This is a genomic window from Rhizobacter sp. P2_H3, from assembly GCF_056403355.1.
In genome coordinates this window covers 1-16,215 of sequence record NZ_JBFUFQ010000131.1, presented here as the reverse complement: position 1 = coordinate 16,215, position 16,215 = coordinate 1, and the positions used below count along the sequence as shown (strand labels likewise).

The window sequence follows — 16,215 nt, the reverse complement described above, 5'->3', positions numbered from 1 at the left end:
GCGCCGGTCGGCACGCGCTTCGCGAGCGTCAGCGTCAGCACGCCGTTCTCGAACTTCGCGCTCGAGTTCGCCTGGTCCACTTCGGCCGGCAGCGCGACCGTGCGGGCGTAGTGCGCGGCACTGCGCTCGCGGTACAGCACGCGTTCGCCTTCCTTGGCGTCGGCGGTCTTCGCATCGCCGGCTTCCAGCGTGACGCGGCGGCCTTCCACCGAGACCTTCAGCTGGTCCTTCGACAGGCCCGGCAGGTCCAGCGTCAGCGTGTACGCGGTGTCGCTCTCGACGACGTCGAGTGCCGGCACGCGCGGCTGGGCCGGTGCCGGCGGCAGCCGGTCGGCGAACAGGTGATCGAACGCGCGCTCGAGCGAGGTGGCGCGGCGCGACGACAGCGAGGGGGTCAGTACGAACATGATGGCTCCTACAATCCATTCAATCGCTGCACAGCGCAGCAACCATGCCGCTGAAACTTGGAGCGGCATTTTTGTTTTCAAGTGGGTTGAAAAATGAAGATCGTGCGTTGGGTCAGGCGCTGCGGCGCGGTGCTGGCATGGCTGGCAGCGGTGGGCCCGGTGGCTGCGGCGCCTGCATCGTCACCTGCCGCCGAGCCGGTGCGCGTCGCGCTGATCGAAGGGCTGTCGGGTTCCTTCGCGAACGCCGGCGAGGCGGTGTACCGCAACCTGCTGTGGGCGGTGGAGCGGGTGAACCAGCGTGGCGGCGTGAGCCTGCCGGATGGCCGCCATCCGCTGGAGCTGGTGCGCTTCGACAGCAAGGGCAGCAATGAAGAGGCGCTGTCGCTGCTGCGCTCGGCCATCGACCAGAAGATCGGCTTCGTGCTGCAGGGCAACAGCTCGGCCACCGCGGCCGCGCTGATCGACGCGCTGAACAAGCACAACCAGCGCGAGCCGGCGCGGCGCGCGATCTTCCTGAACTACTCGGCCGTCGACCCGGCGCTGACGAACGAGAAGTGCAGTTTCTGGCACTTCCGCTTCGATGCGCATGCCGACATGCGGCTGCAGGCGCTGACCGACGTGCTGGCTGCCGATGCGCGCGTGAAGAAGGTCTACCTGATCGGCCAGGACTACAGCTTCGGCCAGAGCGTGCTGCGCCAGGCGCGCGTGATGCTCGCGGCCAAGCGGCCCGACATCGAGATCGTCGGCGACGAACTGCACCCGCTCGGCCGCATCAAGGACTTCCTGCCGTACGCCGCGAAGATCAAGGCAAGCGGCGCGCAGGCGGTGCTCACCGGCAACTGGGGCAACGACCTGACGCTGCTGATCCGCGCCTCGCGCGAGGCCGGGCTGGACGCGCGCTTCTACACCTTCTACGGCAACGCGCTCGGCGCGCCGGCGGCGATCGGCGATGCCGGCCTGGACCGCGTGCTGGCGGTGGCCGAGTGGCACCCGAACGTCGGCGGTGCGGCCTCCGACAGGTTCTATGCAAGCTTCCGCGAGCGCTTCCCGAACCCGCAGGACGACTACGTGCACATGCGCATGCAGGCGATGGTCGAGATGCTGGCGGCCRCGATCGAGAAGGCCGGCAGCGCCGACCCGTTGGCGGTGGCGCGTGCGCTCGAGGGCCTGAAGCTCGACCCGCGCCACCTCGGCGGTTTCCACCGCGGCACGATGCGCGCCGGCGACCACCAGTTCGAGCAGCCGCTGGTCGTCAGCGTGATGCAGCGCGTCGGCAGCCCCGGCGTGCGCTTCGACAACGAGGGCTCGGGCTACGGCTTCAAGACCGTGCTGCAGCTCACCGAGACCCAGACCGAGATGCCGCACCGCTGTGCGATGGAGCGCCCATGAGATCCGTGATCGAAAACCTGCCCGCCTCGAAGATCCGCGAGGTCGCGAATGCGGCGATCGGCCGGGCCGACGTGCTGCCGTTCTGGTTCGGCGAGAGCGACGAGCCGACGCCGGATTTCGTGACCGAGGCGGCGGTCGCGTCGCTGCGCCGCGGCGAGACGGCGTATGCGCACAACCTGGGGCTGCCGGCCCTGCGCGAGGCGCTGGCGGGCTATGCGAGCAGCCTGCACCGGCCGGTCGGACCGGAGCGCATCGCCGTCACGTCGTCGGGCGTCAACGGCCTGATGATCGCGACGCAGGCGCTGGTGGGCGCCGGCGACGAGGTGGTCGCCGTGGTGCCGGTGTGGCCGAACATCACCGCGCAGCCGGCGATCCTCGGGGCCGACGTGAAGCGCGTGTCGCTGCAGGTGCACGACGGCGCCTGGCAGCTCGACCTCGAGCGCCTGCTGGCCGCGATCACCCCGCGCACCCGGCTGCTGCTGGTCAACGCGCCGAACAACCCGACCGGCTGGACGATGACCCGCGCCGAGCAGCAGGCCGTGCTCGACCACTGCCGCCGCACCGGCACCTGGATCGTCGCCGACGAGGTCTACGAGCGGCTGTACTACGAGCCGGATCCCGTCTCTGGGTCAAGCCATGCGGCGCCGAGCTTCCTCGACATCGCCGACGCGGACGACCGGCTGGTGGTGACGCACAGCTTCTCGAAGAGCTTCCTGATGACCGGCTGGCGGCTCGGTTCGCTGGTCGTGCCGGCGGCGCTGACGGCCGACATCGGCAAGCTGATCGAGTTCAACACCTCGTGCGCGCCGGTGTTCGTGCAGCAGGCCGGCATCGCCGCGCTGCAGGGCGCCGAGGCCTTCGTGCCGGGGCTGATCGGCCGGCTGAAGGCCTGCCGCGACACACTGGTGCCGCGCCTGCAGGCGCTGCCGGGGGTCACGCTCGCGATGCCGGCGGGCGGCATGTACGCCTTCTTCCGCGTCGACGGCGAGGACGATTCGCTGGCGCTGGCCAAGCGGCTGGTCACCGGCGTCGGGCTGGGCCTGGCGCCCGGCGCAGCCTTCGGCGACGAGGCAGAAGGCTGGCTGCGCTGGTGCTTCGCGTCGCGCGACCCGGCGCGGCTGGTGGACGGGGTGGAGCGGCTGAAACGCGCGTTGGGGCTATAATCGACAGGCTTTGCGTCCTGATCCCATCAGGTGTGAAGCAAGTCGCACGGCGCGGGTCAGTTTCACCCGTGACCGCAAGTAGCAACCTCCCGCCCACGAAAAGGCTGACAAGCCAGAGGGCAGGAACATCAGGAAACTGACATGTCCGTCGCAGATCTGAACAAGGCCGAGATCGTCAAGGCCAATGCCCGCAGCGCCAACGACACCGGCTCCCCCGAAGTGCAAGTGGCCCTGCTGACCGCTCGCATCAACGAGCTGACCCCCCACTTCAAGCTGCACCTGAAAGACCACCACGGTCGCCGCGGCCTGCTGAAGATGGTCAACACCCGCAAGAGCCTGCTGGCCTACCTGCGCAAGACCGATGCCGACCGCTACACCGCGCTGATCCAGAAGCTGGGTCTGCGCAAGTAATCCGCGAATGAAAGCCGAGAGCCTGTCTGGATCCTCCAGCACAGGCTCTTTGCGCTTTTGGAGCTGAGCACCCACAGATGACGATGTGTCATTCCACCAGCGTTCGAACGGATGAGCGCCGCTGGAATGGCATCGCGCCAGGTTGCCGCAGTTCCGGGTCCAAGGGCGCCGCCCTCACGAGGCGCTGACAACAAACCGGAGAAATGACATGAGCATGTTCAACAAAGTCACCAAGACCTTCCAATGGGGCCAGCACACGGTCACGCTGGAAACCGGCGAGATCGCCCGCCAGTCGAGCGGTGCCGTGCTGGTCAACATCGAAGACACCGTGATCCTCGCCACCGTGGTCGGTGCGAAGAGCGCGAAGCCGGGCCAGGATTTCTTCCCGCTGACGGTCGACTACATCGAGAAGACCTATGCCGCCGGCAAGATCCCCGGCAGCTTCTTCAAGCGTGAAGGCCGCCCGAGCGAACTCGAGACGCTGACCTCGCKCCTGATCGACCGCCCGCTGCGCCCGCTGTTCCCCGAAGGCTTCTACAACGAAGTCCAGGTCGTCATCCACGTGCTGTCGCTGAACCCGGAAGTCTCGGCCGACATCGCCGCGCTGATCGGCTCGAGCGCCGCGCTCGCGATCTCGGGCATCCCGTTCAACGGCCCGATCGGTGCCGCACGCGTCGGCTACGTCAACGGCCAGTACGTGCTGAACCCGGGCAAGACCCAGCTGCTCGACTCGCAGATGGACCTGGTCGTCGCGGGCACCGAAGCCGCCGTGCTGATGGTCGAATCCGAAGCCCAGCAGCTGAGCGAAGAAGTGATGCTCGGCGGCGTGGTGTTCGGCCACGACCAGAGCAAGATCGCCATCGCCGCGATCAACGAGCTGGTGCGTGACGCCGGCAAGCCGGCCTGGGACTGGGCCGCGCCCGCCAAGGACGAGGCCTTCATCGGCAAGGTCACCGGCCTGGCCGAAGAGAAGCTGCGCGCTGCCTACCAGATCCGCTCGAAGCAGGCCCGCACGCAGGCCACGCGCGAAGCCACCGCTTCGGTGCTGGCCGCGCTGACCGCCGAAGGTGTCGAGTTCGACAAGGTCAAGGTCGACAACGTGCTGTTCGACATCGAGGCGCGCATCGTGCGCAGCCAGATCCTGCAGGGCGAACCCCGCATCGACGGCCGCGACACCCGCACCGTGCGCGCGATCGAGATCCGCAACGGCGTGCTGCCGCGCGTGCACGGCTCGGCGCTGTTCACCCGCGGCGAGACGCAGGCGCTGGTCGCCGCGACGCTCGGCACCGACCGCGATTCGCAGAAGATCGACGCGCTCGCCGGCGAGTTCAGCGAGCACTTCATGCTGCACTACAACATGCCCCCGTTCGCCACCGGCGAAACCGGCCGCGTCGGCACGCCGAAGCGCCGCGAGATCGGCCACGGCCGCCTCGCCAAGCGCGCGCTGGTCGCAGTGCTGCCGGACCGCGTCGAGTTCCCGTACTCGATGCGCGTGGTCTCGGAGATCACCGAGTCGAACGGCTCGTCGTCGATGGCCTCGGTGTGCGGCGGCTGCCTCGCGCTGATGGACGCCGGCGTGCCGCTGAAGGCGCACGTCGCCGGCATCGCGATGGGCCTGATCAAGGACGGCAACCGCTTCGCCGTGCTGACCGACATCCTCGGCGATGAAGATCACCTGGGCGACATGGACTTCAAGGTGGCCGGCACGACCGCCGGCGTGACCGCGCTGCAGATGGACATCAAGATCCAGGGCATCACGAAGGAGATCATGCAGGTCGCGCTGGCGCAGGCCAAGGAAGCCCGCCTGCACATCCTCGGCAAGATGACCGAGGCGATGGGCGAAGCGAAGACCGAGGTCTCGCAGTTCGCACCGCGCCTGTACACGATGAAGATCAACCCGGAGAAGATCCGTGACGTGATCGGCAAGGGCGGCGCGACCATCCGTGCGCTGACCGAAGAGACCGGCACCACGATCGACATCGGCGAAGACGGCACCATCACGATCGCGTCGGCCGACTCCGACAAGGCCGCCTACGCGAAGAAGCGCATCGAGGAGATCACCGCCGAAGTCGAGGTGGGCAAGGTCTACGAGGGCCCGATCACCAAGCTGCTGGAGTTCGGTGCGCTGGTCAACCTGCTGCCGGGCAAGGACGGCCTGCTGCACATCAGCCAGATCGCGCACCAGCGCGTCGAGAAGGTCACCGACTTCCTGAAGGAAGGCCAGATCGTCAAGGTCAAGGTGCTCGAGACCGACGAGAAGGGCCGCGTCAAGCTGTCGATGAAGGCCCTGATCGACCGCGACCAGGCGCCTGCGCAGGAGTGATGACCGGCCGCGCGGCCGCTGCGTCTCGACGCGGTGGCCGTGTGGTGGCGTCCTGCCCACCGAGCTTCCGATGAAAGCCATCGCGATCACCACCCCCGGCGCGCCTGACGTGCTGCGCGCCATCGAGCGCGCGGCGCCCGTGCCGGCTGCCGGCGAACTGCTGATCCGCGTCGGCGCATCGGGCGTCAACCGTCCCGACGTGCTGCAACGCAAGGGCCTGTACCCGGTGCCGCCGGGCGCGTCCGACCTGCCGGGGCTGGAGGTCGCGGGCGAGGTGATCGGTGGCGATGCAGCGGCGCTGGCTGCCGCCGGCATCTCCATCGGCGACCGCGTGTGCGCGCTGGTGGCCGGTGGCGGCTATGCCGAGTTGTGCGTTGCGCCGGTGGGCCAGTGCCTGCCGGTGCCGCAAGGCTTCAGCGACATCGAGGCCGCGAGCCTGCCCGAGACCTTCTTCACCGTCTGGTCCAACGTGTTCGAGCGCGCCCGCCTGCAACCGGGCGAGACGCTGCTGGTGCAGGGCGGCACGAGCGGCATCGGCGTCACCGCGATCCAGCTGGCCAAGGCCTTCGGTGCGCGCGTGATCGCGACCGCCGGCAGCGACGACAAGTGCGCCGCCTGCGTGTCGCTCGGCGCCGACCATGCGATCAACTACCGCACGCACGACTTCGTCGCCGAAGTGAAGCGGGTCACCGACGGCCGCGGTGCCGACGTGATCCTCGACATGGTGGCCGGCGACTACATCGCACGCGAGCTGCAGTGTCTGGCCGACGACGGCCGCATCGCGCTGATCGCGGTGCAGGGCGGCACGACGGCGCAGATCGATGCTGGCGCCGTGCTGCGCCGGCGGCTGACCATCACCGGCTCGACGCTGCGTCCGCGCTCCGTCGCGTTCAAGACCGCGATCGCGAAGGCGCTGCAGCAGCAGGTGTGGCCGTGGCTCGACGCCGGCCGCGTGAAGCCGGTGATCCACCAGGTGTTCCCGGCGGCGCAGGCGGCCGAGGCCCACGCGCTGATGGAATCGAACCAGCACATCGGCAAGCTGGTGCTCACATGGTGAGTACACAACTGAGCACTGCACAAGGAGCTTCGGGCATGCGTCGCAAACTCGTCGTCGGCAACTGGAAGATGAACGGCAGCCGCGTGGCCAATGCCGAACTGCTGGCCGCCCTGGTGGCGGCCGGCCCCTTCGATGCCGACGTGGCGGTGTGCGCGCCGTTCCCGTACCTGGGCGAGGTCGCGCTGTCGCTTCAAGGCCAACGCCTGGCCTGGGGCGCGCAGGATTGTTCAAGGAACGAGAGCGGTGCCTACACCGGCGAGGTGTCGGCATCGATGCTGGCCGAGTTCGGCTGCCGCTACGTGATCGTCGGGCACTCGGAGCGGCGTGCGCTGCATGCCGAATCCGACCAGTTGGTGGCCGACAAGGCGAAGGCGGCGCTGGCCCACAAGCTGACGCCGATCGTCTGCGTCGGCGAGACGCTGGCCGAACGCGAGGCCGGGCAGACCGATGCGGTGGTCAAGCGCCAGCTGTCGGCGGTGATCCACACGCTCGCGCACTGCATCTCGCAGGTCGTCGTGGCCTACGAGCCGGTGTGGGCGATCGGCACCGGCAAGACCGCGTCGCCCGAGCAGGCGCAGGCGGTGCATGCGCTGCTGCGCGCGCAGTTGCACGCGGCGACGCAGAAATCCGATGAGATGTTGTTGTTGTACGGCGGGAGTGTGAAAGCCGACAACGCCGCCAGCCTGTTTGCCCAAGTCGACATCGACGGCGGGCTGATCGGCGGGGCGTCACTGAAGGCCGCGGATTTCGCGGCCATATGCAAAGCCGCGGCCTGACCCGCGGACCCTGATTTTTCTGGAGCAAGAACAATGCAAGTGCTGTTGAATTTCGTCGTCGTCATCCAGATGCTGGCGGCCCTGGTCATGATCGGCCTGGTGCTGGTGCAGCATGGCAAGGGGGCTGACATGGGCGCCTCGTTCGGCAGCGGCTCGTCGGGCAGCCTGTTCGGTGCGACCGGCAGCGCGAACTTCCTGTCGCGTTCGACGGCGGTGTGCGCTGCCGTCTTCTTCGTCTGCACGCTGACGCTCGCGTACTTCTCGCACGAGCGCGCGAGCGCGGCGCCGGCGTCGGGCTCGACCATCCTGGATCGCGCGCCCGGCATCGCTGCAAGCGCGCCCGCCGGTGGGGCTTCGGGCGCTGCCGCGATCCCGGCCGATGGCGCTTCGGCCGTCATCGCTCCGGCCGCGCCGGTGCAGGCCGCGTCGGGCGCGGGCGCGATCCCGACCAAGTGATCGGCGGGTGATCGGGGTCAAGGACCTGCCCGGGTATCCGACTGTCGTGCTGCACTGCGGTGCACAGCGCGTAAACCCGAGGTCTTTGAGGTTAGAATTTACGGCTGTTCGGTAAGCCAGTCCTCATGCCAACCGAACAGCGATTTTGAGTGCAGCCGTCGTGGTGAAATTGGTAGACACGCTATCTTGAGGGGGTAGTGGCGAAAGCTGTGCGAGTTCGAGTCTCGCCGACGGCACCAGATCTTTGAACGAGGCACTTACCCAGTGCCTCGTTTGTTTCAAGACCGCTCAAACCACACCATGAACCTCGCTCCCTACCTGCCCGTCATCCTGTTCATCCTGGTCGGCGTAGGGGTAGGCGTAGCGCCTCAGGTGCTCGGTTTCCTGCTGGGTCCGCACAAGCCGGACGCCGCGAAGAATTCCCCCTACGAATGCGGCTTCGAGGCCTTCGAGGACGCGCGCATGAAGTTCGACGTGCGCTACTACCTCGTCGCGATCCTCTTCATCCTGTTCGACCTGGAAATCGCGTTCCTCTTCCCGTGGGCGGTGTCGCTCAAGGAAATCGGCCCTGCGGGGTTCTGGTCGATGATGGTTTTCCTCGGCATCCTCGTCGTCGGCTTCGCCTACGAATGGAAAAAGGGCGCCCTGGACTGGGAGTAATCAGATGAGCATTGATGGCGTTCTGAAAGAAGGCTTCGTCACGACCAGCGTCGACACGCTGATCAACTGGTCGAAGACCGGATCCCTGTGGCCGATGACCTTCGGCCTCGCGTGCTGCGCGGTCGAGATGATGCATGCGGGCGCGGCCCGCTACGACATCGATCGCTTCGGCATGCTGTTCCGTCCCAGCCCGCGCCAGAGCGACCTGATGATCGTCGCCGGCACGCTGTGCAACAAGATGGCGCCGGCGCTGCGCAAGGTCTACGACCAGATGGCCGAGCCGCGCTGGGTGCTGTCGATGGGCTCGTGCGCCAACGGCGGCGGCTACTACCACTACAGCTACTCGGTGGTGCGCGGCTGCGACCGCATCGTGCCGGTCGACGTCTACGTGCCCGGCTGCCCGCCGACGGCCGAGGCGCTGCTGTACGGCGTGCTGCAGCTGCAGACCAAGATCCGCCGCGAAAACACGATCGCTCGCTGAAAGCCCGCATGAGCAAACTCGATACCCTGCAGGCCGCGCTCGAAGCGGCCTTTGCCGGCAAGATCAAGCGCCTGGTGCGCGACCGCGGTGAACTCACGCTGACCGTCACCGCCGAGCACTACGCTGCGGTGGCGCTCGCGCTGCGCGACGACCCGGCGCTGCGCTTCGAGCAGCTGGTCGACCTGTGCGGCCTCGACTATTCGTCGTACAAGGACCAGCCGAACGAAGGCCTGCGCTACTGCGTGGCCTCGCACCTGCTGTCGATCACGCACAACTGGCGGCTGCGCCTGAAGGTGTTCGCACCCGATGATGACCTGCCGATGGTGGCGTCGGTCAACGAGATCTGGAACTCGGCCAACTGGTTCGAGCGCGAGGCCTTCGACCTGTACGGCATCCTGTTCGACGGCCACGTCGACCTGCGCCGCATCCTGACCGACTACGGCTTCATCGGCCACCCGTTCCGCAAGGATTTCCCGACCTCCGGGCACGTCGAGATGCGCTACGACCCCGAGCAGAAGCGGGTGATCTACCAGCCGGTGACGATCGAGCCGCGCGAGATCACGCCGCGCATCATTCGCGAAGACAACTACGGTGGCCTGCACTAGGGGCTCGCGCCTCGAGGCAACGACATGGCAGAGATCAAGAACTACACGCTGAACTTCGGCCCGCAGCACCCGGCCGCGCACGGTGTGCTGCGCCTCGTGCTCGAACTCGACGGCGAGGTCATCCAGCGCGCCGACCCGCACATCGGCCTGCTGCACCGCGCGACCGAGAAGCTGGCCGAAAGCAAGACCTACATCCAGTCGCTGCCCTACATGGACCGCCTCGACTACGTGTCGATGATGGCCAACGAGCATGCGTACTGCCTGGCCATCGAGCGCCTGATGGGCGTCGACGTGCCGCTGCGCGCGCAGTACATCCGCGTGATGTTCGCCGAGCTGACCCGCATCCTGAACCACCTGCTGTGGCTGGGTGCGCACGGGCTCGACTGCGGTGCGATGAACATCCTCATCTACTGCTTCCGCGAGCGTGAGGACATCTTCGACATGTACGAGGCGGTGTCGGGTGCGCGCATGCACGCGGCCTACTTCCGCCCGGGCGGCGTCTACCGCGACCTGCCCGATGCGATGCCGCAGTACAAGGCATCGAAGGTCCGCAATGCCAAGGCCATCGCGCGGCTGAACCAGAACCGCCAGGGCTCGCTGCTCGACTTCATCGAGGATTTCAGCAAGCGCTTCCCGAAGAACGTCGACGACTACGAGACGCTGCTCACCGACAACCGCATCTGGAAGCAGCGCACCGTCGGCATCGGCGTCGTGAGCCCCGAGCGCGCGCTGAACCTGGGCTTCAGCGGCGCGATGCTGCGCGGCTCGGGCATCGCCTGGGACCTGCGCAAGAAGCAGCCCTACGACGTCTACGACAAGATGGACTTCGACGTGCCGGTCGGCGTCAACGGCGACACCTACGACCGCTACCTGGTGCGCGTCGAGGAGATGCGCCAGGCCAACCGCATCGTCCAGCAGTGCGTCGATTGGCTGCGCGCAGACTCGGCAAAAGGCGCCGGCCCGGTGATCACCGCGAACCACAAGGTCGCGCCGCCCGGACGCGTGGACATGAAGTCCAGCATGGAAGAGCTGATCCACCACTTCAAGCTCTTCACCGAAGGCTTCCACGTGCCCGAGGGCGAGGCCTACGCGGCGGTGGAGCACCCGAAGGGCGAGTTCGGCATCTACATCGTCAGCGACGGTGCGAACAAGCCGTACCGCCTGAAGATCCGCGCCCCCGGCTTCGCGCACCTGGCTGCGCTCGACGAGATGGCGCGCGGCCACATGATCGCCGACGCCGTTGCCGTGATCGGCACCATGGACATCGTGTTTGGAGAGATCGACCGATGATTTCGGAATCGACCCGCGTCCGCTTCGACCGCGAAGTGGCCAAGTACCCCGCCGACCAGAAGCAGTCCGCCGTGATGGCCTGCCTGGCCATCGTGCAGCAGGAGCAGGGCTTCGTCTCGGCCGACAGCGAGAAGCTGATCGCCGAGTACCTCGGCATGCCGCCGATCGCGGTGCACGAGGTGACGACCTTCTACAACATGTACAACCAGCAGCCGCTGGGCAAGTTCAAGCTCAACGTCTGCACCAACCTGCCGTGCCAGCTGCGCAGCGGCCAGACCGCGCTCGAGCACCTGTGCGGCCGGCTCGGTGTGGAAGAGGGCGGCACCACCGCCGACGGGCTCTTCACCGTGCAGAAGAGCGAATGCCTGGGTGCCTGCGCCGACGCGCCGGTGATGCTGGTCAACGACCGCCAGATGTGCAGCTTCATGAGCGAACAGCGCCTCGACGAACTCGTCGACACGCTGCGCGCGGCGAAGTAAAGGGAAACGGGAACCGAACCATGTCGCAACCCCTGTTGGACCTCTCGAAGTTCCAGTCCACCGGCACCGAGACCTGCTTCCACGGCCGCCACATCGGCGCGCAGATCTATGCCGACCTGAACGGCAGCAACTGGTCGCTGAAGGACTACGTTGCGCGCGGCGGCTACCAGGCGCTGCGCAAGATCCTGACCGGTGAATTCCAGGGTGCCACCGGCGAGCCGATGACCCCCGAGCAGGTCATCGCCGAAGTGAAGACCTCCGGCCTGCGCGGCCGCGGCGGCGCGGGCTTCCCGACCGGCCTGAAGTGGAGCTTCATGCCGCGCCAGTTCCCGGGGCAGAAGTACCTCGTCTGCAATTCCGACGAAGGCGAGCCGGGCACCTGCAAGGACCGCGACATCCTGATGTTCAACCCGCACATCGTCATCGAAGGCATGGCGATCGCGGCGTTCGCGATGGGCATCAGCGTCGGCTACAACTACATCCACGGCGAGATCTTCGAGGTGTACGACCGCTTCGAAGCCGCCCTGGAAGAAGCACGTGCGGCCGGATTCCTCGGCGACAAGATCCTCGGCTCGAACTTCAGCTTCCAGCTGCACGGCGCGCACGGTTTCGGCGCCTACATCTGCGGCGAAGAGACCGCGCTGCTCGAATCGCTCGAAGGCAAGAAGGGCCAGCCGCGCTTCAAGCCGCCGTTCCCGGCCAGCTACGGCCTGTACGGCAAGCCGACCACGATCAACAACACCGAGACCTTCGCCGCGGTGCCGTGGATCATCCGCAACGGCGGCCAGCCCTACCTCGAGATCGGCAAGCCGAACAACGGCGGCACCAAGATCTTCTCGGTGGTCGGCGATGTCGAGCGCCCCGGCAACTTCGAGGTCCCGCTGGGTACGCCGTTCTCGAAGCTGCTCGAGCTCGCCGGCGGCGTGCGCAAGGGCCGCACGCTGAAGGCGGTGATCCCGGGCGGCTCGTCGGCACCGGTGCTGCCGGCCTCGATCATGATGGACACGACGATGGACTACGACGCCATCGCGAAGGCCGGCTCGATGCTCGGCTCGGGCGCCGTCATCGTGATGGACGACTCCCGCTGCATGGTCAAGAGCCTGCTGCGCCTGTCGTACTTCTACATGCACGAGAGCTGCGGCCAGTGCACGCCGTGCCGCGAAGGCACCGGCTGGCTGTTCCGCATGGTCGACCGCATCGAGCACGGGCAGGGCCGCATGGAAGACATCGAGCTGCTGAACTCGGTGGCCGACAACATCCAGGGCCGCACCATCTGCGCGCTCGGCGACGCCGCCGCGATGCCGGTGCGCGCGATGATCAAGCACTTCCGTGATGAGTTCATCCATCACATCGAGCACAAGACCTGCGCGGTTGCGGTCCACGCCTGAGACCCGTCCCGGGGCAACACGACATGATTGAAATCGAACTCGACGGCCAGAAGGTCCAGGTCACCGAAGGCAGCATGGTGATGCATGCGGCCGACAAGGCGGGCACCTACATCCCGCACTTCTGCTACCACAAGAAGCTGTCCATCGCGGCCAACTGCCGCATGTGCCTGGTCGACGTCGAGAAGGCGCCGAAGCCGATGCCCGCCTGCGCGACGCCGGTGACGCAGGGCATGATCGTGCGCACCAAGAGCGACAAGGCGCTGAAGGCCCAGCAGGGCGTGATGGAGTTCCTGCTGATCAACCACCCGCTCGATTGCCCGATCTGCGACCAGGGCGGCGAGTGCCAGCTGCAGGACCTGGCCGTCGGCTACGGCGGGTCGTCGTCGCGTTACACCGAAGAGAAGCGCGTCGTCTTCCACAAGGATGTCGGTCCGCTGATCTCGATGGAAGAGATGAGCCGCTGCATCCACTGCACGCGCTGCGTGCGCTTCGGCCAGGAAGTGGCGGGCGTGATGGAGCTCGGCATGATCCACCGCGGCGAGCACTCCGAGATCACCACCGTCGCCGGCGACACCATCGACAGCGAGCTGTCGGGCAACATGATCGACGTCTGCCCGGTCGGCGCGCTCACCAGCAAGCCGTTCCGCTACAGCGCTCGCACCTGGGAGCTGTCGCGCCGCAAGAGCGTGAGCCCGCATGACGGCACCGGTGCCAACCTGATCGTGCAGGTCAAGAACAACAAGGTGCTGCGCGTCGTTCCGCTGGAGAACGAGGACGTCAACGAATGCTGGCTGGCCGACCGCGACCGCTTCTCGTACGAAGCCGTCAACAGCGACCAGCGCCTGACTGCGCCGATGATCAAGCAGGGCGGCGAGTGGAAGACCGTCGACTGGACCACCGCGCTCGAGTACGTGGCCAAGGGCCTGTCGCAGATCAAGGCCGACCACGGAGCGAAGAGCATCGGCGCCGTCGGTTCGGCGCACGCCACCGTGGAAGAGCTGCACCTGCTCGCGAAGCTGGTGCGCGGCCTGGGCAGCGAGAACATCGACTTCCGCACGCGGCATGCCGATTTCCGCCCGACCGAAGGCATCCAATGGCTCGGCACGACGGTCGCGTCGCTGTCGACGCTGCAACGCGTGCTGGTCGTCGGCTCGTTCCTGCGCAAGGACCACCCGCTGTTCGCGCAGCGCATCCGCCAGGCCGCCCGCAAGGGCGCCAAGGTGCACAGCCTGAACGCGCTGGCCGATGACTGGCTGATGCCGATGGCCGGCCAGCAGGCGGTGGCGCCGAGCGGCTGGGTCGCGGCACTCGCCGGCATCGCGGCCGCCGTGGGCGCGGCCAAGGGCGTTGCCGCGCCGGTGCAGGTGACGGCCGATGACGCGGCGAATGCCGTGGCCGCTGCTGTTGCCACGTCCTTGCTGAGCGGCGAGCGCAAGGCCGTGCTGCTCGGCAATGCCGCCGCGCAACACCCGCAGGCCGCCGAGCTGCTGTCGCTGGCGAACTGGATCGGTGCGCAGACCGGCGCGAGCGTCGGCTACCTCACGGCTGCCGCCAACACCGTCGGCGCGCAACTCGTCAATGCGCTGCCGGGCAACGGCGGGCTGAACGCCGGCGAGATGCTCGGCGGATCGCTGCGCGCCTGCCTGCTGCTGAACGTCGAGCCCGAGTTCGATGCCGCCAACCCGCTGGCCGCGAAGACCGCGCTGCAGTCCGCCGACATGGTGGTCGCGCTGACCTCGTTCAAGGATGCCGCGCTCGACGTGGCCGACGTGCTGCTGCCGATCGCGCCGTTCACCGAGACCTCGGGCACCTTCGTCAATGCCGAAGGCCGCGTGCAGGGCTTCCATGGCGTCGTGAAGCCGCTCGGCGACACCCGCCCGGCCTGGAAGGTGTTGCGCGTGCTGGGCAACGTGCTGGGCCTGAAGGGCTTCGAGCAGGAAACCTCCGATGAAGTGCGCGCCGAGGCGCTGGGCGACGTGAGCACGATCGCCTCGCGCCTGAGCAATGCAGGTTCGCAAGCAGTCAAGCTGGCCGCCCCGGCCGGTGGCCTGGAACGCATCGCCGACGTGCCGATCTACGCGGCCGACAGCCTGGTGCGCCGTGCCACGTCGCTGCAGCTGACGGCAGACGCCCGCCCGCCGGTCGCGTCGCTGGGCAGCGCGCAGTGGTCGCAGCTCGGCCTGAAGGACGGCGACACCGTGCGCGTCTCGCAGGGCGGGGCGGCGATCACGCTGCCGGCGCGCCTGGACGCGAGCCTGGCCGCCAACACCGTCCGCGTTCCCGCCGGCCATGCGCTGACCGCCGCGCTCGGCGCGATGTTCGGCCCGCTGTCGATCGAGAAGGCCTGAGCCCACCCACACCATGATCGATACCTTCAACCTCTACGGCACCCAGTACCTGGGCGCGGCCTGGCCGGTGGTCTGGACGCTGATCAAGATCATCGTCGTGATCCTGCCGCTGCTCGGCTGCGTCGCCTACCTGACGCTGTGGGAGCGCAAGGCCATCGGCTGGACGCAGATCCGCCCGGGCCCGAACCGGGTCGGCCCGTGGGGCCTGCTGACGCCGATCGCCGATGCGGTCAAGCTGATCTTCAAGGAGATCATCCTGCCGACCGCGGCGAACCGCCCGCTGTTCCTGATCGGCCCGGTGATGACGATCATGCCGGCGCTGGCCGCGTGGGCCGTCATTCCGTTCGGCCCCGACGTGGCGCTCGCCAACATCAACGCCGGCCTGCTGTTCCTGATGGCGATCACCTCGATGGAGGTCTACGGCGTGATCATCGCCGGCTGGGCCTCGAACTCGAAGTACGCCTTCCTCGGCGCGCTGCGCGCCTCGGCGCAGATGGTCAGCTACGAGATCGCGATGGGCTTCGCGCTGGTCGTCGTGCTGATGGTGAGTGGCAGCCTCAACATGACCGACATCGTGCTCGGCCAGGGCAAGGGCTTCGGCGCGAGCCACGGCTTCACGGTCTTCTCGTGGAACTGGCTGCCGCTGCTGCCGATCTTCGTCGTCTACTTCATCTCGGGCCTGGCGGAGACCAACCGCCACCCGTTCGACGTCGTCGAAGGCGAATCGGAGATCGTGGCCGGCCACATGGTCGAGTACTCGGGCATGGCGTTCGCGATGTTCTTCCTCGCCGAATACGCCAACATGATCCTGGTGTCGATCCTGTGCGTGACGATGTTCCTCGGCGGCTGGCTGTCGCCGCTCGACTTCGCGCCGTTCACCTGGATCCCGGGCTGGATCTGGCTGGGTCTCAAGACCTTCGTCGTCGTGACCATGTTCCTGTGGGTGCGCGCCACCTTCCCGCGCTACCGCTATGACCAGATC

The 16,215-nt window shown here is 67.4% G+C and carries 16 protein-coding genes and 1 tRNA gene; 16 read left to right on the top strand and 1 reads right to left on the bottom strand.

All coding sequences use genetic code 11. From position 1 onward, the window contains the following. Window positions 1–407 (bottom strand): Hsp20/alpha crystallin family protein (locus AC1D1T_RS21060; protein WP_477992426.1); only part of this gene is annotated, 407 nt, incomplete at its 3' end. A gap of 93 nt (window positions 408–500) precedes the next feature. Between AC1D1T_RS21060 and AC1D1T_RS21055 the strand changes: the two genes are divergently transcribed. The 16 genes from AC1D1T_RS21055 to nuoH form a co-directional block, all read left to right on the top strand. Further along, complete coding sequence (locus tag AC1D1T_RS21055; RefSeq protein ID WP_477992425.1) at window positions 501–1,796, top strand: branched-chain amino acid ABC transporter substrate-binding protein; 1,296 nt, start codon at window positions 501–503, stop codon at window positions 1,794–1,796. Continuing rightward, a complete protein-coding gene (locus AC1D1T_RS21050) occupies window positions 1,793–2,959 on the top strand; it encodes a pyridoxal phosphate-dependent aminotransferase (protein ID WP_477992424.1) in 1,167 nt (388 codons plus the stop codon). Before AC1D1T_RS21055 ends, AC1D1T_RS21050 begins: the two co-directional genes overlap by 4 nt. A 141-nt stretch (window positions 2,960–3,100) precedes the next feature. After that, window positions 3,101–3,370, top strand: a complete 270-nt coding sequence (gene rpsO, locus AC1D1T_RS21045; RefSeq protein WP_047502936.1) for a 30S ribosomal protein S15 — start codon at window positions 3,101–3,103, stop codon at window positions 3,368–3,370. Window positions 3,371–3,578: 208 nt separating this feature from the next. Then, a complete protein-coding gene (gene pnp, locus AC1D1T_RS21040; protein WP_477992423.1) occupies window positions 3,579–5,693 on the top strand; it encodes a polyribonucleotide nucleotidyltransferase in 2,115 nt (704 codons plus the stop codon). 70 nt (window positions 5,694–5,763) lie between these two features. Next, window positions 5,764–6,750, top strand: a complete 987-nt coding sequence (locus AC1D1T_RS21035) for an NAD(P)H-quinone oxidoreductase (protein WP_477842603.1) — start codon at window positions 5,764–5,766, stop codon at window positions 6,748–6,750. Window positions 6,751–6,785: 35 nt separating this feature from the next. Continuing rightward, window positions 6,786–7,526 (top strand): triose-phosphate isomerase, encoded by a 741-nt coding sequence (gene tpiA, locus AC1D1T_RS21030; RefSeq protein ID WP_465114359.1) that lies wholly within the window; start codon window positions 6,786–6,788, stop codon window positions 7,524–7,526. A 33-nt stretch (window positions 7,527–7,559) separates the two neighbouring features. Further along, complete coding sequence (gene secG / locus AC1D1T_RS21025; RefSeq protein ID WP_477827958.1) at window positions 7,560–7,982, top strand: preprotein translocase subunit SecG; 423 nt, start codon at window positions 7,560–7,562, stop codon at window positions 7,980–7,982. A 154-nt stretch (window positions 7,983–8,136) separates the two neighbouring features. Next, window positions 8,137–8,221: transfer RNA gene (locus AC1D1T_RS21020), tRNA-Leu, on the top strand. Window positions 8,222–8,282: 61 nt separating this feature from the next. Beyond that, a complete protein-coding gene (locus tag AC1D1T_RS21015; RefSeq protein WP_047502928.1) occupies window positions 8,283–8,642 on the top strand; it encodes an NADH-quinone oxidoreductase subunit A in 360 nt (119 codons plus the stop codon). 4 nt (window positions 8,643–8,646) lie between these two features. Continuing rightward, window positions 8,647–9,123: a NuoB/complex I 20 kDa subunit family protein gene (locus AC1D1T_RS21010; RefSeq protein ID WP_047502926.1), complete on the top strand. Its 477-nt coding sequence runs from the start codon at window positions 8,647–8,649 to the stop codon at window positions 9,121–9,123. Between the two features lie 8 nt (window positions 9,124–9,131). Next, a complete protein-coding gene (locus tag AC1D1T_RS21005; RefSeq protein WP_047502924.1) occupies window positions 9,132–9,728 on the top strand; it encodes an NADH-quinone oxidoreductase subunit C in 597 nt (198 codons plus the stop codon). 24 nt (window positions 9,729–9,752) lie between these two features. Beyond that, window positions 9,753–11,018 (top strand): NADH-quinone oxidoreductase subunit D, encoded by a 1,266-nt coding sequence (locus AC1D1T_RS21000; RefSeq protein ID WP_465114360.1) that lies wholly within the window; start codon window positions 9,753–9,755, stop codon window positions 11,016–11,018. After that, window positions 11,015–11,497 (top strand): NADH-quinone oxidoreductase subunit NuoE, encoded by a 483-nt coding sequence (nuoE, locus tag AC1D1T_RS20995; RefSeq protein WP_047502920.1) that lies wholly within the window; start codon window positions 11,015–11,017, stop codon window positions 11,495–11,497. Before AC1D1T_RS21000 ends, nuoE begins: the two co-directional genes overlap by 4 nt. A gap of 20 nt (window positions 11,498–11,517) precedes the next feature. Further along, complete coding sequence (gene nuoF, locus AC1D1T_RS20990) at window positions 11,518–12,885, top strand: NADH-quinone oxidoreductase subunit NuoF (protein WP_465114361.1); 1,368 nt, start codon at window positions 11,518–11,520, stop codon at window positions 12,883–12,885. Window positions 12,886–12,908: 23 nt separating this feature from the next. Beyond that, entirely contained in the window at window positions 12,909–15,233 is a 2,325-nt protein-coding gene (gene nuoG / locus AC1D1T_RS20985; RefSeq protein WP_477826891.1) for an NADH-quinone oxidoreductase subunit NuoG, read from the top strand. 13 nt (window positions 15,234–15,246) lie between these two features. Then, window positions 15,247–16,215: NADH-quinone oxidoreductase subunit NuoH (gene nuoH / locus AC1D1T_RS20980; protein ID WP_477992422.1), on the top strand; the 969-nt coding region annotated here is incomplete at its 3' end.

Excerpts from the sequence above, each read along its gene's own strand:
- AC1D1T_RS21050 (WP_477992424.1), top strand. The coding sequence starts at position 1,793 with ATGAGATCCGTGATCGAAAACCTGCCCGCCTCGAAGATCCGCGAGGTC.
- rpsO (WP_047502936.1), top strand. The coding sequence starts at position 3,101 with ATGTCCGTCGCAGATCTGAACAAGGCCGAGATCGTCAAGGCCAATGCC.
- AC1D1T_RS21035 (WP_477842603.1), top strand. The coding sequence starts at position 5,764 with ATGAAAGCCATCGCGATCACCACCCCCGGCGCGCCTGACGTGCTGCGC.
- tpiA (WP_465114359.1), top strand. The coding sequence starts at position 6,786 with ATGCGTCGCAAACTCGTCGTCGGCAACTGGAAGATGAACGGCAGCCGC.
- secG (WP_477827958.1), top strand. The coding sequence starts at position 7,560 with ATGCAAGTGCTGTTGAATTTCGTCGTCGTCATCCAGATGCTGGCGGCC.
- AC1D1T_RS21015 (WP_047502928.1), top strand. The coding sequence starts at position 8,283 with ATGAACCTCGCTCCCTACCTGCCCGTCATCCTGTTCATCCTGGTCGGC.
- AC1D1T_RS21010 (WP_047502926.1), top strand. The coding sequence starts at position 8,647 with ATGAGCATTGATGGCGTTCTGAAAGAAGGCTTCGTCACGACCAGCGTC.
- AC1D1T_RS21005 (WP_047502924.1), top strand. The coding sequence starts at position 9,132 with ATGAGCAAACTCGATACCCTGCAGGCCGCGCTCGAAGCGGCCTTTGCC.
- AC1D1T_RS21000 (WP_465114360.1), top strand. The coding sequence starts at position 9,753 with ATGGCAGAGATCAAGAACTACACGCTGAACTTCGGCCCGCAGCACCCG.
- nuoE (WP_047502920.1), top strand. The coding sequence starts at position 11,015 with ATGATTTCGGAATCGACCCGCGTCCGCTTCGACCGCGAAGTGGCCAAG.
- nuoF (WP_465114361.1), top strand. The coding sequence starts at position 11,518 with ATGTCGCAACCCCTGTTGGACCTCTCGAAGTTCCAGTCCACCGGCACC.
- nuoG (WP_477826891.1), top strand. The coding sequence starts at position 12,909 with ATGATTGAAATCGAACTCGACGGCCAGAAGGTCCAGGTCACCGAAGGC.